The organism is Botrimarina sp. (genome assembly GCF_040219535.1).
GTDB lineage: Bacteria > Planctomycetota > Planctomycetia > Pirellulales > Lacipirellulaceae > Botrimarina.
In genome coordinates, this window is record NZ_JAVJSH010000006.1 from 60,916 (window position 1) to 82,227 (window position 21,312).

9 protein-coding genes are annotated in these 21,312 nt (G+C 66.8%); 6 read left to right on the forward strand and 3 right to left on the reverse strand.

Going from position 1 to position 21,312, the window contains the following annotated elements:
- Nucleotides 1-74 precede the first annotated feature (74 nt).
- From RIC11_RS02170 to RIC11_RS02185, 4 genes are all read left to right on the forward strand, one after another.
- On the forward strand, nucleotides 75-914 hold the full coding sequence (locus RIC11_RS02170) for a MotA/TolQ/ExbB proton channel family protein (RefSeq protein WP_350208188.1): 840 nt from the start codon (nucleotides 75-77) through the stop codon (nucleotides 912-914).
- Between the two features lie 210 nt (nucleotides 915-1,124).
- Nucleotides 1,125-1,577 carry an ExbD/TolR family protein gene (locus RIC11_RS02175; RefSeq protein WP_350208189.1) on the forward strand — a complete coding sequence of 151 codons (453 nt, stop codon included), beginning with the start codon at nucleotides 1,125-1,127 and terminating at the stop codon, nucleotides 1,575-1,577.
- Between the two features lie 106 nt (nucleotides 1,578-1,683).
- The gene (locus tag RIC11_RS02180) at nucleotides 1,684-2,178 is read left to right on the forward strand and encodes an ExbD/TolR family protein (RefSeq protein WP_350208190.1); all 495 of its coding nucleotides are present in this window, start codon (nucleotides 1,684-1,686) and stop codon (nucleotides 2,176-2,178) included.
- A 187-nt stretch (nucleotides 2,179-2,365) separates the two neighbouring features.
- Nucleotides 2,366-3,169 carry a hypothetical protein gene (locus tag RIC11_RS02185; RefSeq protein ID WP_350208191.1) on the forward strand — a complete coding sequence of 268 codons (804 nt, stop codon included), beginning with the start codon at nucleotides 2,366-2,368 and terminating at the stop codon, nucleotides 3,167-3,169.
- A 110-nt stretch (nucleotides 3,170-3,279) separates the two neighbouring features.
- On the opposite strand, the gene xerD is transcribed toward RIC11_RS02185, so the two are convergent.
- The gene (gene xerD / locus RIC11_RS02190) at nucleotides 3,280-4,224 is read right to left on the reverse strand and encodes a site-specific tyrosine recombinase XerD (protein ID WP_350208192.1); all 945 of its coding nucleotides are present in this window, start codon (nucleotides 4,222-4,224) and stop codon (nucleotides 3,280-3,282) included.
- Between the two features lie 208 nt (nucleotides 4,225-4,432).
- Between xerD and RIC11_RS02195 the strand changes: the two genes are divergently transcribed.
- Entirely contained in the window at nucleotides 4,433-5,689 is a 1,257-nt protein-coding gene (locus RIC11_RS02195) for a 1-acyl-sn-glycerol-3-phosphate acyltransferase (protein ID WP_350208193.1), read from the forward strand.
- Nucleotides 5,690-5,992: 303 nt separating this feature from the next.
- Nucleotides 5,993-7,012, forward strand: coding sequence for a 3'-5' exoribonuclease YhaM family protein (locus RIC11_RS02200; protein WP_350208194.1), 1,020 nt, complete (start codon nucleotides 5,993-5,995; stop codon nucleotides 7,010-7,012).
- A 55-nt stretch (nucleotides 7,013-7,067) separates the two neighbouring features.
- Here the strand turns inward: RIC11_RS02200 and RIC11_RS02205 are convergent, their stop codons facing one another.
- Complete coding sequence (locus tag RIC11_RS02205; RefSeq protein WP_350208195.1) at nucleotides 7,068-7,727, reverse strand: imm11 family protein; 660 nt, start codon at nucleotides 7,725-7,727, stop codon at nucleotides 7,068-7,070.
- Nucleotides 7,630-20,994, reverse strand: coding sequence for an RHS repeat-associated core domain-containing protein (locus RIC11_RS02210; protein ID WP_350208196.1), 13,365 nt, complete (start codon nucleotides 20,992-20,994; stop codon nucleotides 7,630-7,632). Before RIC11_RS02210 ends, RIC11_RS02205 begins: the two co-directional genes overlap by 98 nt.
- Nucleotides 20,995-21,312: the final 318 nt, after the last annotated feature.

Below are 21,312 nucleotides of genomic sequence, written 5' to 3' on the forward strand. Positions count from 1 at the left end.
GTGCCCCTTCAATGCGGGCCGCGACGCACGACTCGCCGCGCCCGCCCCTCCATCGCGACCGAAACCCAGCCGACATGCACCGACGCCTTCTTTCGGCTCTTGTCCCCGCCGTGTTCCTAGGGCTGGCGGCGATCGCGCCGGCCGCGCTCGCTCAGGAGGACACGGCCCCGGCCCCCGGCGCCCAGGCGCCAGATGCCCAGCCGCCGGCGGCCGAGGCGCCGGCCGCGGCCGAAGCCGGAGAGCCCGCCCCCACGGCCGCGCCGGCCGCCGCCGCGGCGCCGCCGCCGCGGAGCTATCTGTCTTGGGCGGTCGAGTCGCTTGGCGTCGGTTACTCGGTCATCTTCCTGCTGCTGTCGGTCACGCTCGTGTCGTTGATGGTGATGAATTTCGTCAAGACGATGCGCTCCAACATCGCCCCGCCCGACCTGGTCGAGGCCTTCGAGGCCCACCTCGACGCGAAGCAATTCAGCGAGGCCTACGAGCTGGCCTCGAGCGACGAGTCGGTCCTCGGCCGGGTGCTCGCGGCCGGTCTGGGCAAGCTGTCTGCGGGCGGCGACTACCCCCGCGCGATCGAGGCGATGCAGGAGGTCGGAGAGGAAGAAAACATGCGGCTGGAGCACCGGCTCAGCTACATCGCGCTCATCGGAACGATCAGCCCGATGATCGGCCTGCTGGGCACCGTGCAGGGCATGATCTCGTCGTTCAACGTGATCGCCACCTCGCCCACCACGCCCAAACCGAGCGAGCTAGCCGAAGGGATCTCGACCGCGCTGTTCACGACCGCCGTCGGCCTAGCGATCGCGATCCCGGCGATCGCTTTTTACAACGTGTTCCGCAACTTACTGGCCCGCCGCGTGCTCGAAGTGGGCATCCTCAGCGAGGGCCTGATGAGCCGTTTCCAGAAAGCGAAGTAGGTGTGAGGCCCGAGGCGTGAGGCTTGAGGCGTGAGGCTTGAGGCTTGAGGCGTGTCCGAGTCTGCGTCCGCGGCGTCGGTTTCCCCGAAAGGCGAGCGAAGCGAGCCCCCTCCCCCCCGCTTCCCGCTTCCCGCTTCCCGCTTCCCGCTTCCCGTCCCCCGTCCCCCGTCCCCCATCCCCCATCCCTAACCCCTCGTCCCTCCCCACCCAATGCGCCTCGCCCGCCGGCCGACTACGGAGATCGTCGAAGGGGACATGACCCCGATGATCGACATGACGTTCCAGTTGATCGCGTTCTTTATGGTGCTGATCAACTTCTCCGACATCGAGCAGGACCAGCGCGTGAACCTGCCGGCGAGCCAACTCGCCAAGCCGCCCGACACGGCCTACGAAGAGCCGATCACGATCCAGATGACCGCCGACGAGACCATCCTCTTCAACCACCAAGAGATGGGCCTCGAGCAGCTCAGGACCGCCGTACGCCGCGAGGCCACGCTGCTCCGCTCGTTCGGTGACAGCAAGTTCGACGAGGCGACCGTCGTGATCCGCGCCGACCGCCTCAGCCGCACCGGCAAGGTCCAAGAGATCATCCAGGCGTGCCAAGACGCGGGCTTCGACAAGTTCGCCCTCCGCGGCCGCCAGAGCGACGTGCCGACGTTGTGAGGCTTCGGGCGTCAGGCTTCAGGCTTCGGCGTTCGGAGCACTGACCTGAAGCCTGAGGCCCGAAGCCCTTCCCCAAGCCTGCGGCCTCAAGCCTCACGCCTACCCCATGCGTATCCGCCACGCCGACCACCGCGATCGCATCGATCTGCAGATGACGCCGATGATCGACATCGTGTTTCAGCTGCTGGTCTTCTTCATCATGACCTTCAAGATCGTGCTCCCCGAGGGCGACTTCAACATCCGCATGCCGCTCCCCTCCGAAGCGGCCCCCAGCACGCCCAGCGAGCTCCCCACGCTCAACCTAAGGATGGTCGCCGGCGGCGACGGCCAGCTCGCCCGCTTGTCGCTCGACGCCCGCACGTTCGAGGGCGAGGACCGTTTCCGCAACCTGCACGGCTACATCCGCGGCCTGATCAACGACGCCGGCGGGCCCGGCGCGACGGCCGATCAGGAGGTCGAGATCAACGCCGACTACGACCTGCACTACCGTTACGTGATGGACGCGATCACGGCCCTCTCGGGCTACCTAGAGAACGGCCAGCGGCATCAGCTGATCGAGAAGATCCGCCTGACGCCCCCCGACGAGGGCCGAAACCGCTAGCCGGCCGCCCGATTTCACTTGCGGCGACCCGTCGGCTGTTTAGACTCTAAAGAGCACGACCCAGCCCATAGCGATAGCGCTACTGAAGAACCCCGCCGCACGCGCCCCCGACCTTTGAGCTCTTTCGAGCCAAGGCGGCGCGTGTGGCGGGGTTCTTTGTTTCTTCACTCCTCTGAGCCGACCACGGATGAAAACCGCCCTCGCCCGCTATGTCGCCCTCGCCGCGCTGCTGGCCGCCGCGCCCCACGCATCGGCCGCCACGATCACCGATCTCACCACGTGGACGCTGGTCGAGGACCCGGCCCATCCGAACATGAGCGCCGTGCAAGACAGCCTGCTGCTGAGCACGCTCGCCGCCAGCGGGGCCGTTCCGTCGGGAACCGACATCGGCTTCGCGAGCCTCGACGGCGCCGACGCCGGCGCCTCGCTCTCGGGCTACGCGTTCGACCCGGCCCAGCCGTTCTCCGTAGCGATCGACTTCGACGTGTCGGCGGTCGACTCGGTCGGCGGCGGGGCGATCGGATTCGGCATCGGCGAAGACATCGACGGCGTCGACTCGGCCGGTGTGGTCCTCGGGTTGCTCAACGGGTCGCCGGTCGCGTTCCTCGGGTCGGGCCGCGTCGGCGACGTCGACGTCGCGCCGGTCTCGTTCCCCGTGGTGCCGTTCAAAACCGGCCGCTTCTTCGTCGACTACGACCCGGCCGGTCCGATCACCCTCGGGATAAACGCCACGCTCGGCGCGGCGAACCCGTCGATGACCCAAACGCTCAACGGGCTGCCCGCGCAGTGGGACGGCGAGCCGCTGCTCGTTTCGTTCTTCCTTCGCAGCCAGTCGGCCGGGCCGATCTCCGGCTTCGCCAGCGGCGAGGTGACCGCCGTGTTCAGCAACTTCGCGGTCACCAGCGGCGCCCCCTTCGCTGTGCCCGAACCGTCCGCCCTGGCCGGAGTAGTGAGCCTGGTCGGGCTCGCTGCGCCTATTCGCCGCCGGTAGCCAGACGGCAACCGAGCAGGCCGAGCGAGCTGATCTCGTTTGAGTCGGTCGGCTTCTGCCGACGGCTGCAATCGCTCGCAAGCCCGTTGTCGGGCCAGATGCGGTGCAGGTCACGCGCGCGGGTGGAAGTCGTTGTGCACCCGCTTGAGCTTCGACGCATCCACGTGCGTGTAGAGCTGCGTCGTGGCGATCGACGCGTGGCCGAGCAGCTCCTGCACGTGCCGGATGTCGGCGCCGCCCGCCAGCAGGTGAGTCGCGAAGCTGTGCCGCAACGAGTGCGGGCTGACCTTCTTGGTCACGCCCGCGGCCGCGGCCGACTTCTTGATCAGCTCCCACACCCGCTCGCGCGACAGCCCCCGCCCCCGCGACGAAAGCAGCAGCGCGCCGCTGGCCGGGTCGCGCCGCGCCGCCAATTTCGGGCGCTCCCACTCGAGGTAGGCCTCGATCGCAAGCCGCGCCTTCTCGCCGAGCGGCGCGACGCGTTGCTTGTCGCCCTTGCCGTGGCACAGGCACTGCCGCTCGGCCAGGCGCACGTCGGCCAGCTGCATCGTGCAGACCTCCGACACGCGCGCGCCGGTCGCGTAGAGCAACTCGAGCGTCGCGCGGTCGCGCCGCCACAACGGCTCGCCGGCGACCGGCGCGGCGAGCAAGCGGTCCACCTCCGCCGGCGACAGGACCTTGGGCACCCGCCGCCACAGCTTCTGCGACGCGACCAGCGCCGCTTGGTTCTCGTTGATCTCCCCTTCGAGCAGCAGCCAGCGGAAGAAAACCTTGAGCGAGGCCACGTGCCGCGCCACGCTGGTCGGCGCCAAGCCGCCGTCGGCGAGCCAGGCCGGGTAGTCCGCCAGGTCGGCCGCCCTCAGGTTCGCGAGCCGTCGGCCGTCGAGCCACACGAACAGCCTCCGCAGGTCGCGCCCGTAGGCCGCCACCGTGTTGGTCGACATCTGCCGCTCGCTCGCCAGGTAGCGGAGGAAGCCCTCTCGGTAGCGGGCCGCGTCGACCGCCCCGCGGGCCCGCTTCGGCTTGACGGCCTTCCGTAGGTCGCGGCGCGGCATAGCGGGTGCTCGCGGTCCGGCCGTCGCGGGGGTCGCAGCGGGCCGACAGCCGACAGCCCAACAACTATCATCCCGCATTCGCCGCGGCCGTCTGCACCGGCCAATCGGGGTTTAGCCGCGGCCGCCCTCTCCGTACGATGCTGGCGCCGGCTGGGTAAACCCTGACGCCCCCCGGTCAGCCGCCCCCAGCCCGCCGCGCCACCGCCCGATGTTCGAGATCGTCCTCGAGGAGCCCTACGAGTTCGTCCCGCCGATCGAGTCGGACGCGTGGTGCTGGGTGTTCCGCCGCGTTGCGTTGCGGCGGTTCATGAGCAAGACGTACCACGTCGACACGTTCGAGTGCCGCGGCGCCGAGAAGCTGCGGCGGTCCGTTGAGTCGGGCGCGGGGATCGTGCTCGCCGCGAACCACTCGCGCCTGGCCGACCCGCTGTCGATCGGCGTGCTGGCCGGCGAGGCCCGGACCGAGCTGTTCGCCATGGCCAGCTGGCACCTGTTCAAAGAGAGCTGGTGGCAACGCTTCCTCATCCGCCGGATGGGCGCGTTCAGCGTGTACCGCGAGGGGAACGACCGTCAGAGCGTCAACTGCGCGATCGACATCCTCACCGAGAACCGCCGCCCGCTGCTGATCTTCCCCGAGGGCGCGGTGAGCCGGCACTGCGACCGGCTGATGGAGCTGATGGACGGCCCCGGCTTCATCGCGCGCCAGGCGACCAAACGCCGCGAGAAGCAGGGGAAGGGCCCCGTCGTGATCCACCCGGTCGCCATCCGCTACTCGTTCGACGGCGACGTCCAAGCCACCCTCGGCCCCGACGTCGAGGCGCTCGAACGCACCTTCTCTTGGCGCCCGCAGACGCACCTGCCGATCCACCAGCGGCTGCGCAAGATCGGCGCCGCGTTGCTGGCCCTCAAGGAGGTCGAGTACCTCGGGCAGCCCTCCGACGGCGACCCGCACGAACGCGCCGACGAGCTGATCGCCACCACGCTCCGCCGCATCGAACAGAAGTGGAAGTGCGCGGGGGGCGCCGACCCCGGCGCGAAGAACATCGTCGCCCGCGTGAAGAAGATCCGCACCGTCGTGCTCCCCGAGCTCATCGAGAAGAAGCTCTCAGCCGAAGAGCGGGAAGAGCGCTGGCGCGACCTGTCGGCCTGCTACTACCTGCAACAGATCGCCCACTACCCCCGCGGCTACCTGACCGGCCAGAACGACCTGCCGGAGCGGGTCGTGGAGACCGTCGAGCGGATGATCGAAGACTTCCAGAGCCGCGCCAGCTACCACGGCCCGCTGCACTGCACGATCGTCGTCGACGACCCGATCGAGGTCCCCGCCACGCGCGACCGCTCCGCCGACAGCGACCCGGCGATGCAACACACGGCCGAGCGCCTGCAGGCGATGCTCGACGGCCTGGTCGCCGAGCGCCGCGGCGCCCTCTTTGCGACCGGGGGAACCACAGATGGACACGGATGAACACGGATGACACGACGGAAGTCCGACCCTCTCGGTGTTCCGGCCGCTGAAAATGAGAACCGCTCGCGGACCTAGCAGCCCATTGAGAAGCGCCGTCCTGGCGTTTTTCAACCTCGCCACGCTCGGAGCAAGCTCCGCGCGGCTGGCAAAACGTCGGCTCTCGGCCGACGATTTGACGCCGCCCTCCTGGCGACGACGCAGGCCGCTGATAAATCAACAGCCTGCTAGAGAAGTCGGGAGCGGGAGCGACTAATCTGTGTCTATCCGTGTTCATCCGTGGTTCCCCTTTAGCCCACCGAAGCGTTGCCCAACGAACCCGCGATCGTCGAACTGCACACGCTCGCCAGCGGCGAGGAGGGCGACTTCTTTGCGCTCCTCTCGGACAAGCAAGAGCAGCTCACCAAAGACGGCAAGCCCTACTGGCGGGTGACTTTCCGCGACGCGCGGCGCGAGGTCAGCTTCCCCATCTGGAGCGACGCGCCGCTGGCCGACGCGTGCCGCGACAACTGGTCCGCCGGCGGCTTCTACAAGCTGCGCGCGCTGTACCGCGAAACGAACTACGGCCCGCAGCTCGACATCCGCCTGATCCGTCCCGTCGAGGAGGCCGACGCCGACGACGGGTTCTCGCCGCAGAAGTGCCTCCCCTCGTCGCGCTTCGACGCGGCCCAGATGCACGCCGACCTGGTCGCGCTCGCGGAAGAGGCGGTCGACCCGCCGCCGCTCAAGCGCCTGGTGCTCGCTCTGCTCGACGAGCACCGCGACGAGCTGCTGTTGTGGCCCGCCGCCGTCCGCAACCACCACGCGTTCGCCGGCGGGTACCTCGAGCACGTGCGGAACGTGGCCCGCCACGCGCACTACCTGGCCACGCAGTACGCCCAGCTCTACCCCGACATGGCGCCGCCGCTCGACGTGGGCGCGGCCGTGGCCGGGGCGATCCTGCACGACATCGGCAAGCTGCGGGAGCTCAGCGCGTCGCCGGCCGGGGCCGAGTACACGCCCGAGGGGAGCCTGATCGGCCACATCTTGCAGGGCCGCGACATCGTGCGCGAAGCGGCCGCCCGCCAAGCCGCCGACGGCGAGCCGGTCCCGGCCGAGAGCCTGCTGCGCGTGGAGCACATCATCGTCAGCCACCAGCGCCTGCCCGAGTGGGGGTCCCCGAAGCCGCCGATGACCCCCGAGGCCCTGATCGTCCACTACGCCGACGACTGCGACGCGAAGTACCAGATGATGCTAGCCGTCCTAGCCGACGACCCCACGCCGGGCCCGATGACGGGGCGGCGGAACGTGCTCGGGCAGGCGGTGTTTCGGGGGGAGGGAAATTAGGCGGATTGCCCCGCTAGACATAGTCATTCAGCGCATCTATTACCTGTGATCCGGGTCAGGAGCTCACTAGGTGGAACTCTATGCCGGTAAGCCCTTCGCTCTCGAACCGTGATTTAAAGAAGTCAGATGCAATCACCGTGCACGGCCAATCTGCAAGTCGAAAAAGATGGCGCTCAGCTATTAAGTGCGAGCGCAAGACGATTCGCTCGACACTACGGGGCTTGCCTGGCTTGCGGGGGTGCTGCTCGTCGTAGTACCTGATCTTTGAAAGCGTGTGGTCGAGGCAGTCGACACAAGCGAGCAAATTAGCTACGTGCCAACGACCGATAGCGCCAGACACGTCGGCTGCTAAGAACTCGATGTCTGCAGGTCCGCATACGCCGCGAATCATCTCCTTACACCTCTCGGAAACTACGATTGCTCCGAACACGGTGGCGTTAAAATCGGTGACCTCTCCCTGCTGATCCACATCAAATTGCAGCGGCCGCAATACCTTTGTTACTCGCTGGCATCTTGAGAATGCCCAAACATCCGATTCATACTGATCGTCTGCGGATTTGTGTGGTCCCAAGATCCAGCAATTGTCTGACGGGAGAGTGTCGAAATACTCGAGCCTTTCAGAACTGCCCATAGTTGTCTGCCCTTGATGCGGCAGCCTTAAACAGATCGCCAAAGTCTGAATTGTGAATATCCCGCCTAATTTCCCAGAGCGCATCGAGAAGCGCAGAGCGATACGAGCCCGTCCCGGGCGATAGTCCGAACACTGAACTAGCTAACCTACGATGCACTATAGAATTGACGTACTTTCCGTGAGGGCCAGCATGACTCAAAAGCCTTGTCTTATTGTAGATGCTTTCCGTTTCCAACCCAGCCCCCGCGAGTAGGCGCTGAAAGTGCGGTCCGTATTTACCGTCGGTCGGCGACGCAATGTGATGAACCTCCGGCTTCAGCCGCAGCTGCCTTTCAGTCCGGACTGTCAGGTCGCCTGCCTCAAGTGCATGGTGGATGATCTGACGTCGTCCAGCGCCGGTCAAGTGCGCTAGCCCGCCCACCGATACGAGGGTCTGGTCGCCGAGGCCAAACGATTTCCCTAGATCGAATGCAGATTCGACAAAGTTGCCAGCATAGGTTACGCCAGCCGATGCGAAGTAGTGTGCTGTAGATGTGTGCCTTGCGAGCGCGCTTCTCGCTGAGGCAGCGAATGAAGATCCGTATCGGCTGCCCGCCGATATCAGTGCCGTCGTTCCCCTCGTGAGTGCCTGAGCTGCTAAGCCCTCGCCTCCAAAGGTGGCAGCTGCGATCGAGTAGTCTGCGAGGAGGGCTCCGCTTACCTCGGGACTTGACGTTAGCGCATCAGCGTATGCGATGCTGCCGTGTACCGCTCGGTCGAGCAAACTGACCGATTTTCGGAGCGGTGCGCGTCTGAACGAGTCTAAACCTTGTGCGACGGCGGCACTTGCGGAGAAAACTGCTGTGTATACACGTTGGAATTCCGCGTCGGCGTCGTAATAGGCAAGGCTCGAGTGGTCTCCGACGAATTCGCCGAGTTGGTATCCGCGTTTCGTGATGGTCGCACCCGCTGCCGACGCTTGCCTTCCCGCGAAGTATCCGTAGTTCGCAGCGGTGCCACTGAGAATGTCTACTGTATAGGACAGTCCGTTCCCAGTCGCCGTAAGAGTCGCGTCGAGGGCAGAGTCTACGCCGTCGAAGAAGCGGTCGATCGTGTCCGGCCGGTACACCGGTACGACCTCGACGGGAGTCGGGGCGGCTGCGGCGAAGCTTCTATGTTGCCGGCGGCCGAGTAAGTTCGCGAACGACGTACCTAGTTGCCGATTTACTTCCGAGTATGTCGGCGTCCGATAAGCATAATCGTCAAGGATTCCCGTCGGCCTTGCGGCAATCGCCCCGATCCCGCCCGCATACCCGCCCGCCAGCGCGTCCAGCGGGTTGCCCGCCTGGACGAGGCCTGTGGGGTCGACGTAGTTCACCGCCGAGTTGCTTACGTAGCGGTAGAGGTTCGCGTCGCCGGCGGCGAGGCCGGCCGGGTCCTCGGTGAGGAAGCGGCCCAGGTCGGGGTCGTAGCGCCGCGCGCGGAAATCGTGCGTGCCCGAGGTCTCGTCGAAAGGCCGGCCCGCGTAGAACACCGACTGCGGCGCGACGTCGATGAGCCCAAGGCCAAAACCCGATTGCTGTTCCACAAGCCGCACGTTGCGGAACCGGGTGACGCCCTCGCCGGACTGGGTGTCGGTTTGGGCGTCGTCGTCGTTGACGAACACGAGGTGCTGGCGGTGGCCGGTGAACAGCTGGCCGACGGGGATTCGGTACGATTGCCAGCCGCCGCCGAGCGCTCGCACCTCGTAGAGGCCCGCGTTAGTGTCCCAGCCGAGTGAGGCGGCTTGGTCCCCGGCGAACGCGAACTGCTCGTTGGGCGGGTCGGACTGCCAGGTCAGGTTGGTGTCGAACGCGACGCCGTGCACCTCGCCGGCGTTGTTGTGCCAGACCTCTAGCTCGAGCCAGGTCGTGGGGGTCACGTCGTAGTCGATCGTGACCGCCTTCCAAGTGTTCTTCGTCAGCTCGAGCGAACCGTCGGGCGCGACGGCGGCCGGCGTCCCGTCGTCTTGGCCGCCCGGGTGGTAGGGCACGCGCGGCGCCACGCCGAAGTCGATCGGCCGGCTGTCGCTGATCAGCGCGCCCGTGGAGTCGTAGAGGGCGGCGCCGGTCACGCGGCCGAACGCGTCGTAGTCGGTGGTGCGGCGGAGTGTGCCGCTGGAGTCGACCACGTCGCGCACGGAGTTCTGGTGGTCGGCGAGCTGCCAAAGGACCTCGTCGGAAACCGCCAGGTCGTTTAGCGGGTCCCATCCGAAGACTTCGTCGACGAGCCCCTGATCGGTCGCGGGGCCATACAGGTAGCGGTTCTTTAGGCTGGCCCCAAACGACGGCGACCCGGTCCCGGCGGCGCCGTGGTCGTGGCCGAAGACCATCGACAGCTGGTCGCCGTCGTAGACACGCCGCTCGCGCTCGTCGCGGCTCGACTCGCTGTCCGTCGTCCGCTTGCCGACGACCTGGTCGTCGGCGTTGTAGGTGAACTCGGTCCGTGTCGTGTTGAGCGGCGTGGGCTCTTCGTACAGGCGGATGTCTTGGAAGTGCGAATCGCCGACAGGTACAGTACGGTCGTCGTCGCTCACCAGGACGATCTTGGCGATGTCGCTCAGGCCGAACGCGGCGTGGGCGCCGATAGCGAGGCGGAACGCAACCCACTCCCCTTCGCGGCCGTCGTAGGTTCCGGTCTCCGGCTCAAACGTGTCCCAGGGATTGGCCATCCCAGTTTGGCTTCCCCACACGCGGATGCGTTTCACGGCCCCGCTCGACCCGATCAATTGCAGCCCCTGAACCTCTCCCTCGCTTTCGGAGCGAAACGAGAACTCCAGCACGGTATCGGTGGTCACCGTGTAATTCGTTCCGTACTCGCGCCACGCGTTACCAGAAAGCTCTACGCCGCGGCCGTCGGGCGTGACGTCGGCCGTGTAGCCCTCGGACTCACCGACGGGGGTCGACCCGGTCGTGGTCGCAAAGTCGATCGCGACACCGCCGGTCGCTTCGCGCCGCTCCGACGCGGCGAGGCGGCCGCGGTGGTCCCACTCGAACGTGACACGCTCGCCGGTGGTGCGGTCGAGCCGCTCGGTGCGCCGGCCGTCGTCGTCGTAGGAGTAGAAGTGCCGCTCGTCGGCGAGCACGCGGTTCGCCTCGCTGACGAGGTGCGACTGGCCGTCGACAGACAGGCGGTTGCCGTTCTTGTCGTAGTCGATGGAGCGGCCGTCGTCGCCGGTGACCTGGCCGTCGGGGTCGTACTCGAAGCTCCGATCGCTGGTGGCCACGCCCCCGTGCGCCGAGTCGATCGCGTCGATCCGCGACGCGAGGTCGTAGCCATAGCCGTGGCGCCGGACCGGGTCGTCGACCGTGTAGTCGCCGGCGCGGGTGTCCGGCGAGTCTGGGAGGTGGTCGATCTGCCCTAGGCGGCCGGCGCCGTCGTACTGGTGATAAGTCGGCAGCCGCACGCCCGTGGTGGGGCTCTCACGGATGACCTCCCGCAGGGCGCCGTCGGCGTAGTAGGTGAACGACAAGTCCTTCGGCGCAATGACGACGTTGTTTGCGAAAGCGGCGGCCTCTCGATCGACTATGTCCGCGAGCCTATCCCGCCGGTCATAGAACTTATCGGTCTCTCCAGCGCTGCGGAGGGGTCCGTCAAACGGCAACCACTGCCGATGAGTGAGCCTTTTGGTGAACCCGCTCGGGTCCGACGTGTCCGCGACGAATCGATGCAGAAAGTCTTGGTACACCAAGTCGGCAGGCGACTGCGCGTTGAAGTCCCGCCGCACACGGAGGCGGCCGATTCCGTCGTATTCGAACTGCTGCACTTCGTCGCCGTCGTGCTGGCGCACCACGCGCCCCGCGTTGTCGTACCGCCACACGAGCCGCGGCTCCGAGTCGTCGCTCCAGGTCTCGGCGACGCGTCGGTCGAGCCGGTCGTAGTGGAACGTGCGGGTCTGGCCCTCGCGGTCGGTGACCGAGAGAACGGCGCCCCAAGCGTCGTAGACCGTGGCGGTCGACTGGCCGAGCGCGTCGGTTTCGAGTGTCTGGCGATCGAGCGCGTCGTAGCTGTAGGTGGTCGCGTTGAGCTCGCCGTCTGTCAGCTTGTGGAGCGTGCCCGTCGCGTTGTACTCGAAGTAGGTCGGATCGCCGTTGCCGTCTCGCTGTTCGACGACGCGGCCGAGCTCGTCGTGCTCGGTGACGAGGACCTCGGACGCGGCGTTGATCGTGGACTCGACCCGCCCGGCCGCGTCGTACACGAGCCGCGTGAAGGGCCGGTCGCCGTCGGTGGTCGTCCAGCCAGACGGCGCCCCTAGGCCGGTGTCGGGCTCGGGCTCGATCGCGAGCGTCTGGCGGTGCAGCCGGTCGTAGCGGTAGACCGTCTCACGCGTGCTTGTGTCGGCCGGGTCGCCCTCCGCGCCCACGCGGACGACCTCGCTCAGCAGGTTGCCGACCGTGTCGTAGTTGTAAACGACATTCGGCTGAGTCGATTGGATCGCGTCGTACTCCTCGCTCACCAGCCTTCCCCGCCGGTCGTACACGTAGGCGTTGCTGACCCGACGCGGGTCGGACGCGACCGTCTCGCTGAGGGCTTGGCCGCGCGGGTTGTAGGCGGTCTCGGTGACGAATGCATCGGTCTCGTAGACGCGCAGGTCGGAGAGCGTCGCCCCGCCGCCGCTGACGCTGATCCCGATCCGGTCGGCGAGGAAGCCGCTTGCGGCCGCTGGCCGATCGATCATCGCCTGGGCCACAACCCGGACCTTGGTCGGCGACATCCGTTCGTAAACGATTGCTTCGGCTCCGACCTTCCCTTGATGAACGATGGTCTGTCGAGCAAAGAAATCGTCTCCGTTAAACGAGTTGTTGCTATCCAGCCATACCGATAGGTCTCCCTCCAACCCGGCGTGCTCGATCGTGAAATCTACGACCGTGTTGTAATTTGCCGCTCGACTACCGACGCCGATGTACGCCACGCCGGTCCCGTCTGCCGATATCGTTACCGACTTTCCGTCGGGTGAGATTGTGCTGGCGGCGGCCGGGTCGCTGTCCGAGGGGGCGTAGACCGTAGAGACCGTCTCTGTCAGCTCCGGCCGCCCGTGGCCGACGCCGATGGCTTCCCGGACCAGTCGGTCGAGCCCGTCGTACTGGTAGACCGTCGTCAGCGTGTCGGCTTGCGTGGCGCCGTGCGGCTCGATCGTCCTGACCAGATTGCCTGCCGCGTCGTACGTGTGACGCGTGACGAGGTCGCCATCGCCGTCGGAAAGGCCGTTCGAATCGTTGTCCAAGTCCGGGTTGTACGCGCCCCCCACGACCCGCTCTTCCACGACACGCCCGCGTAGGTCGTAGTCAAACTCGGTGACACGGTCCGCTTGGCCGGCCCGCTTATCGATCACACGCTGCACCGCACCGAAGCCGTCGTAGACGGTCTCGGTGACCGGCGCGGGCAGGTGGCCGTTGGGCGACAGCAACTGGCCGTCGACCCACGTGCCGTCGGGGTCGGGGAGGACCGTCTCGACGCGGCGGCCGAACGCGTCGTACGCGTAGGCCGTGCTGCGGCCGGCCGTGTCGGTCTCACGGACCAGCCGGCCGGCCGCGTCGTACTCCAGCGTGCGTGTCGCCACCTCCGCCGACGCCACGCCCTGCACGTACCGGCTGTACCGCTCCTCCTCTGCCCGCACGCGCCCGAGCGTGTCGTACTCGAAGACGGTTTCGAGGCCAGCGGGGTCAATGACCCGCTCGACCCGCCCGCCTTCGTCGTGCTCGGCGAGGTCGACCGGCGCTGGCAGCGTGCCGTCGCCGTCGGGGTCGGCCTGGTAGGTCGCGACCGCGAGGCCGCGCGCGTCGTGCTTTGTGTAGGCGGACGAGCCGAGCGGATCGGTCTCGCTCACGGGGCGCCCGTCGGCGTCGTAGAAGTACCGGGTAGTCGCGTATCCCCCTGCGCCCGGCGTGTCGTCCTGCACGGACCGAGCGGCGACCCGGCCGGCGGCGTCGTAGGTGGTCTCGACCCGCGCTTCTTCGCCCGCGTGCCCCGCGACGGGCCCCACCAGCGTCGACTCGGCGACCGCCCGACCCGCGACGTCGTACTCGAAACGGGTGTAGGGGCGCGCATCCGAGGGGCGGGGCGCGGGTGAGAGCACTTCTTCCAACCGGCCGAGCGTGTCGTACACCGACTCGGTGACGCGCCCAAGCTCGTCCACCGACCATCGCTCTCGCCCGGCGGCGTCGTAGACGACCTGGGTTTGCGTCCCGTCGGCGAACGTCGTCGCGACGACGCGGCCCAACGAGTCGTACGTGTACGAGACGTCGCGGTACTCGTGGGCGCCGCCTGTGTAATCGTCCGCTTCGCCCGTGAGGTCGTAGGTGCGCTCCGTAACAAGGTGACCCGCCGCGTCGTAATAGTTTTCGGTCCACCCGACCCTCGGATCGCCACTCACCCGTCCGTCGAAGGTTTCCACGCTCTCGACGCGGCCGGCGTCGTCGTACGTGTAGGTCGTGAACACGCCGTCGGGGCGGATCGACTTCACGAGCCGACCGGTTTGCGCGTCGTACTCGTTCTCACTTTCAATATCTTGGGATAGGCCGGCGAACTCGGCCGTCGTGGAGGTAGCGAGCACCCGCCCGGCTTTGTCGTACTCGGTCGTGGTCGCGTGGCCGAACTCGTCGAACGTCCGCACGGGCCGGCCGCCGCCGTCGTACTCGGCGCGGGTTGTCTCGCCCGCCGGGTCGATCGTCTGCACGAGGCGCTGGCGGTCGTCGTAAACGGAGTGCGTGGCCTGGCCGCCGGGGGCGATCGTCGCCGTCGTGGCGCCCAGCGCGTCGAGCCGGTAGTTGGTGATGGCGCCGTCTGGGGCGACCTCCCGGACGAGTCGCCCCCGCGCGTCGTAGTAGGAGCGGGCCGCTTCGCCGACGCCAATCCGCTGGGCCGACGCCAGCCGCCCGTCGGGGTGGTAGGCATACTGGACACGCTGCTGCCGGTCCCAACCGGCGGTCCGCTCGTAGAGCCGCACGTCGAGGAACTGGGCCTCGCCGGGGCCTCCGCTTGGCCCGCCGGTGACCATCAGCTTCAGGTAGTTCTTCTGGCCCAGCGGCGCGGACGGCAGCTGCCCGAGCGGGATCACGTACCGGGCCCAGCCATCGAGGTTCGCCGAATAGTCGCCGACCCTCTGCCAGTAGTTCACCTGCCCGTGCAACTGCACGAGGACTTCGCTCGAGTTCGAAGGGGACGCGTCGTCGTCGAGCACGAAGCCGTGGTTGTGGGTCTGGTGGTCCGAGCGGTACCAGAACTCGACCACCGTGTTGCTAGTGGCGTCGTAGTCGATCGGCACGAGCACGAAGTTCTCGCCGGTGAGCTTCAGCCCGCGGCCGCCGTCGGTCGTTTGGAACGAGCCGTCGTACTGGGAATGGGCCTGCGTCAGGGACACGCTCTCGAAGTCGACGCGGTAGCCGCCGCCGGGCGTGCGGTACGTCGAGCTCAGCCTGCCCAGGTCGTCGTACACGTACTGCGTCCCCACGCCGGTCGCGTCTTGCTCGAAGAGCAGGTTCCCCCGGTGGTCGTAGGAACGCATCGACCGGCGCAGCCCAGCGACGATGGTCGATGTGACGTTGCCGCCGGCGTCGTAGCGGTAGATCGTCTCGAACGAGTGGAAGCCTGCCGGCGCGGAGGTCTGGTCCACGGTCGTCGTGGCCGCGGGCGTGGCGCCGTCCGCAGACCCGTCGAACGCCTCGTAGAGGGCGGCCGTGTCGTGGCTCGAATCATTGATCCAGGTCGCGCTCACGCGGTACACGCCCGGCTCTAAGTCTTCGAACACCCAGTCGGCGTGGTTGTCGCCGGTGAACACGATACCGTTGTTGCCGTACAGTCGTCGGGTCGTCGACGACGCGGTTCCGCCCGTCGTCGAAGAGAAGTCCGTCGATGGCGACGACACGGCGTTGTCGGCGACCCTTGTCAACTCGAGGTCGCCAAACCACGCGTCGGGATCGTCGTAAGGCCCCCGCAGTCGATCGATCCGAACCGCATCGGCGGACACGTAAGAGCCGTTCTGGCTGTGCAGCCGAACCACCATCCGGTCGCCCGTCACCTCGAACGTGTCGAAGAGCGGCTGCCAGAGCACGTCCTCCTGGTCCGGTTCGCCGCTGCCGTACGCGCCGCGCGGGTCCAGGCGCCTGTCAACCAACCCCCGCTGCGGGTAAACCGGATCGTTGTAGTGCCGCCGCACGAACCTCTCTTCGTCGCCGAGCGGGTTGCGAGTCAACACCAGGCCGCCGCGGCTATCGTACTGGTAGAAAGTCGTCTCCGGTTCGAGGTCGGGATTTACCGTGACCGTTTCGACTTTGCTTAAGTAATGCTCCTGGGGGTCGGTCGACTTGAAGTAGGTGTAGTCGGTCGTCACGCCGTCTCGCGCGACGTGCCGCTCCAGCTCGCCGTACCGCCGCACCCCGGCGACGCTCTCCTCGGGCGCGTAGTACTGGAACGTCTCGGCGACGCCGAACTCGTCGATGCTCTCGAGCATCAGCCCGCCGACGTCGGGGTCGTCCTCGGCGCCCCACACGTAGCGGACGAACGACCCGTCGGGGTGGACCTGCTTCTGGAGCAGCCCGTCGTCGCGGTGGTGGTAGGTCTCGGTCGCGCCGTTCTCGTTGGTGAACCGCGTGACGTTCCGGAACAGGTCGTAGCTGAAGTATTGCTCGGCGTCCGCCGCGGACACCTCGTGGCCGACCATCCGCACACGCATCACACGGCCGTTCGCGTAGTACTCGTACTCACGGCGCTCGCCGTTGCCGGCGAAGTCGATCGCCTTCATCATGCCGAGCCGCCGGTCGCTAGCCTGCAGGCCCTCCGGCGTCGCCGCGTAGTAGCTGTAACTCGTGTGGTAGCCGCTCAGCGACGCGCCCACCGGTAGGGGGTCGGCATACGTGAGCCGGCGACCCGAGTCGTCACCCCGTCCGTAGCCCGTCGCGATCGTGAATCGCACCGACTCAACGGCGCTGCCGCCAACCTGTTTTGACACCACGACCTCGCCGGTGCTGTAAGCGAACGAGTACCCCCGCCCGGTCGTGCGATCGTCGATGACCGCGGTCACCCTGGCGGTGTTTGTCGTGCCGCCGTACTGGAGCATGATCGGGTTCCCGAGGGCGGGCTCGATTCTTGTCAGTCGGCCCACGAGCCACTCGCCGAGTTCTCCCCCGTGGTGGTTGGGGATATCAAAGCGATAGACCGCGCCGCCCTTGTCTGAGTACTTGAACGTGGTGAGCTGGCCGGCCGCGTTGCGGGCGATGTCGAAGTCGCCCATCAAAGAGGAGGGCAGCTGGTAGCGCCCCGCCACGGAGTCCCACTCGAACACGTGCCGCGAGCCGTCGCCGCGTAGCCAGACAAACCGGTCGTGGGCACTGGTCGAGACGCCCGGCAGCGGCTGGCCGTCCGCGTCTCGGTTGTCGAGGTAGAGCAGCCCGGTAAAGGAGTGGACCCAGCCCACGCCGATGCCCACATCGAGGTGGCTCTGCGCGTCGTAGTGCCGGGTGAAATCGAGCGGCACGTGCGGGTGCGGCAGGGCGAGGTCGACCTCGTCGTGGAACAGGTTGCCGTTGGCGACCGACACCGGGTCGCCCGCCCAGGTCTGGTTCGTGAACGTGGTGGGGGGCAACTGCACGGGCCGCGGCTGCAGCACGCCCGACCCGCCGCTGTAACCGCCGTCGGTCGCCGGTCCGGTGAAGGGCTCTATCTTGTAGCTGTAGATCGGGCCCCCGGCGAAGTCGGTGTCAGCGACCCACACCGATCCCGACCAGTCGCCAATAGAGGTTGGTCGCCACGGAACCAGAACCCGGATGGGACCGGTCGCGTTCGGATCGAGCAGCGTGTCGAAGAGTTGGTTCGCGACCGCGTTGTTGGGGTCGTTTCCAGAGGGGACCTGGTACCGCAGAACGAAGTCCCGCACGAACTGGCGCCGGTTTGCCTCCCCGAAGATCCCCGGATAGACATCGCCCCCCTCGCGGTAGCGGTAGTCGTGAGATGTCGGAACGTCGTTCGTGCTGAGATCGCCAAGGTAACCCCTGAGGATCACCCGCCTGTTATCGAGTGCGGCCGGATCCGGCACGCTGTCAATCACCCAAACGGCGTTGAGCACGGCGTCTTCGGTCGAGAACGTGTAAGCCGCCGCGTCCCACAGGCCGCGCATCGTCGACACGCTTTCCGTGTTGGCGACCTCCTCGATCACCGCATGCTCGAGCGCCGACGCGTTCCACCCTACGAGTTGGGCCGCCTCCAGAGAAACCCCGCCGGTGCGCGCCGAGAGCGGGACGTGGCTCAAGTTCGGCAGATCGACGCCAAGCCCGACTGGGAGTATAGGGAACTGCAGGTGCTCGTAATTCGCGGCGTTGACCTCCTGGTAGATTTCGCCCGCAGAGGCGACGATCCCGGAGCCGACCCATTGCTGCCCGCCGAGCCCGCGAAACAAGCCATCGATGGCGTCAGTCCCTTCGTTGAACCGCTTCCAGTAAACCGCGTTGGTGTACGCGAGGAACTCCGGGATGTCACCGTCGTCGGACCCGTCGAGCAGCGCGTCGTTCAGCTCGGCGGCGAGCCGCGCGATGTGGGCCGTCGAGTACTGGTTCGCGTCGAGCCCGATGGCGATGACCTCGCCGGGCTCACGGAGGAACGATTTGGAAACCGACGTGGTGTCCGCCGCCAGCGTCGTCGGTTGCGTGTGGGTAACAGTGACCTTGGCGGTGTCGCCGTCTTTGAAGTCTGCTCCCGACGCTCCACTTACCAAGAGCGAGTCGCCAGACCAGAAGCGGGCGGGGCGATCGACCCCTCCCACGTTTCCGAAGTCGATAAAGAGAGAGTCCTGAGAGCGCTGGGCTGTCGAGAAAGAAGATGACAACGCTTCTGCATTAGGCGTAGCCTTGTATATCCTCAGATTGCGTATGGCGTGTTCGGGCTGTACTGAACCGCTGTTATCACTGATCGAAAAGCGGATCTGGTTCAGATTATAGGGAGTAGTTCGACTACCAAAGACATCTTCAAACGTTAGTGTAAACTTCGAAAAGCCATCCGCCAGCAATTCGCCGGGCTCGATAAGAACATCATCGGCCCCGGATTGCGGATTGGTAGAAGAAGGTAGCCAGAGCGTCAAGTCCGGCGTAATTGTGTGTGATGGTAAGAACGGGTGGTTGTACAGGCTAAGAATATGCACTTCACCAGCTGTAGTGGCACGGTATTCAAACTCTAATCGAACGTCTTGGTCCCAAGCGATTGGCTCGTGCGTGGTAGTGGCGGGGTCTGAGTCGAATATTGCATCAGCGCTTGTGGAGTAGAAGCTAGGATAGGGGTTGCCACTTAGATAAAACGGAGCTCCAGTTTGATCGAGGTCCAAGTAGCCTCCAGAAGCCGTCAGGACGCTGCCGTTGGTGGTCCTTTGTGTACCTAGCCACGCGACGGTTTCGTTCGGACGCAATCGATCGACTTCTACCTTGACCCGATGCTGCAAATAATCCGGAACCGCCGCCGCATTGTCGAAGAACGCGTTCGCAGCCTGGAACGCGACGCGCTTCCCATCATGCACCGGCAAGCTACTCCCCACCGGCACACCAGGCAGCACATCGAAGCGCTGCTGCCGTATCGGCCCATCATACGCCAGGTCAGCGACCGTCAGGTCGCCAGCAACCTCAGCCAGATAAGCTTGCACCTGCTCGGCGTACCACTCGATCGGCAACTGGTTCCGGTCCGCGTTCCGCAGGTAACCGAACTCGTCGAAGGTTCCCCGTGCGGTTCGGCCGGCCGTCGGCTCGGCCTCGTTGTAGTTAGTCGGTGCGAAAGTCAGGTCGACCGGCGGATTATCCTGCCGGTCCTTGAACTTCCACGACGGGTCGACGTAGTAGTCCGTCAGCCCGGTCGGCCCCGGCGCGAGGACCTTCACCATCGCGTGGCGGAAGATCAGGTCGCCGCCGTTCGCCGTCGCATCCTTGTCGAAGACGTTCTTCAGCACCGTCAGCGTTTGTGCCTGCGTGATGTACGGCGACTCGGCGTCGAGCCCGATCCAGTCCCGCACCTTCTCCCAGGGCGCCCGCGCGTCGTGGAACGCGATGTCCGCGTTGTAGCCTTTCTCCTCGTACCGCTGGACCAAGAGCGCCGCCTGGTCCCACGGGTTGCCGGCTCCGGTCTCGGCGGTCGCTTGCGGGCCCTTCATCAGCCCCGGGTAGAGCTCCAGCTCGACCGTGTTGTAGACCGATTCGAAGAGGTCGATCAGCTCGCGGTAAGGGCCGTCCGGGTCGGGAACCACGTTGAGGTCGACGACCGGCGTCCACCACCCGACATACGCGCCGCCTGCGCCGACGTTCTGGAAGGTCCGGTCGGCCTGCGACAGCGACACGCGGAAGTCGCTCGTGTCCGACTTGCCGATGAGGTCGTCGCGCCCGTCGCCGTTGACGTCGGCCGTAGAGAGCGTCCACCGGCCGCCGGAGCTCGGCGTCATCGCCTCGCCCCACGAGACCGACGGGTTGAGCGTGCGGCTCGCGATGTCGTAGTCCGACACACGCCAGTCCGCCCCGGCGCCCGTTTCGGCGGTCTGGCGAGCGACCTCATCGACGCCGTCGCCATCGAAATCGCCCACCAACGAGTGCACGGCGGCCGGCTCGTTCCGCACCGTGTGCTCGACAAAGGCAGAGCCGTCGGACACGAGCAGCCGCCGACGGACCGACCCGCCGCCGCCGGGCGTCTCGTCGAGCCAGAGGTCGTCCCGCCCGTCGCCGCTGAAGTCGCCGACCACCACGCCGGTGACCGTGTTGGCGAACCCGAAGTCCTTGAAATCCGCCGATTCGGTGAACCCGACGCCGCTCGACAACGCCGCCTCGATCTTCGTGCCGCCGCCTACAACGGCGGCCACGTCGTCGCGCCCATCGCCGTTGAAGTCGCCGACGATCAGGTCGTCCCACGTGAGCGGGGCGTCGCCGAGCAGAGCCGCGTGCTCGTAGAACCCGCCCGCGTAGCCGGCGGCCGCGTGCTCGCGGCTGATGTACAGGCTCCACGCTTGCCGATCGTCGCGGCGCCCCAGGAAGTCGTCGCGGCCATCGCCGTCGAAGTCGCCCACCACGAACTGTTCCGGCATCTCGGCCGTGCCGTTCGGCGCCGGGTCGCCCTGGTAGGCACGCCAGACAGAGAGGTCCTCCGTCGTGCGCACCCACAACTGCCCGCCGACCATGTTCCCCATCCGGTCGATCGACCCGTCGCCGTCGAAGTCGCCCACGGGCGTGGCCCACGCGGGGCTGATCGACAGCATCTCGCGCCGCTCGAGGGTCTCGAGCCGAACACGGCGCCGGTCGTCGCGCTTCTTGCTCTTAACTCGCCGCTTCAGGCCCAGCCGTGTCAGCGTGGTGGTCCAACTCGGGGGGTAACTACGCATCGGGCGGCGCTCCGGCGGTCGACGTGTTTCGAGGCCTCGCCCCCGGCGGCGCGGTCGTTCGTCGCGGCGCCACGTGGCGCTGCGGCAGGCGGGGGGATGGCTGCCCGCCGGTTCTAGGGAGCCAACCCGCGCGATCAACGTTTATCCGGTCGATTGGGTAGCGCTTGCCCAAGCGGGTTTGCGTAGCGCCGAACGTTCTGCCCGGATTGGCAAGCTGGGTCTGGGCCTTATCCCTCAGCGCGTCCGCCCGCGCGCCGCGCGCCGGCCGCTTGACCCGCCGGCCCCGTTCGGCCACTGTGCTCAGCTGACATCAGCGGC

Excerpts from the sequence above, each read along its gene's own strand:
- RIC11_RS02210 (WP_350208196.1), bottom strand. The coding sequence starts at position 20,994 with ATGCGTAGTTACCCCCCGAGTTGGACCACCACGCTGACACGGCTGGGC.
- RIC11_RS02185 (WP_350208191.1), top strand. The coding sequence starts at position 2,366 with ATGAAAACCGCCCTCGCCCGCTATGTCGCCCTCGCCGCGCTGCTGGCC.
- RIC11_RS02180 (WP_350208190.1), top strand. The coding sequence starts at position 1,684 with ATGCGTATCCGCCACGCCGACCACCGCGATCGCATCGATCTGCAGATG.
- RIC11_RS02170 (WP_350208188.1), top strand. The coding sequence starts at position 75 with ATGCACCGACGCCTTCTTTCGGCTCTTGTCCCCGCCGTGTTCCTAGGG.
- RIC11_RS02195 (WP_350208193.1), top strand. The coding sequence starts at position 4,433 with ATGTTCGAGATCGTCCTCGAGGAGCCCTACGAGTTCGTCCCGCCGATC.
- RIC11_RS02205 (WP_350208195.1), bottom strand. The coding sequence starts at position 7,727 with ATGCGCTCTGGGAAATTAGGCGGGATATTCACAATTCAGACTTTGGCG.
- RIC11_RS02175 (WP_350208189.1), top strand. The coding sequence starts at position 1,125 with ATGCGCCTCGCCCGCCGGCCGACTACGGAGATCGTCGAAGGGGACATG.
- xerD (WP_350208192.1), bottom strand. The coding sequence starts at position 4,224 with ATGCCGCGCCGCGACCTACGGAAGGCCGTCAAGCCGAAGCGGGCCCGC.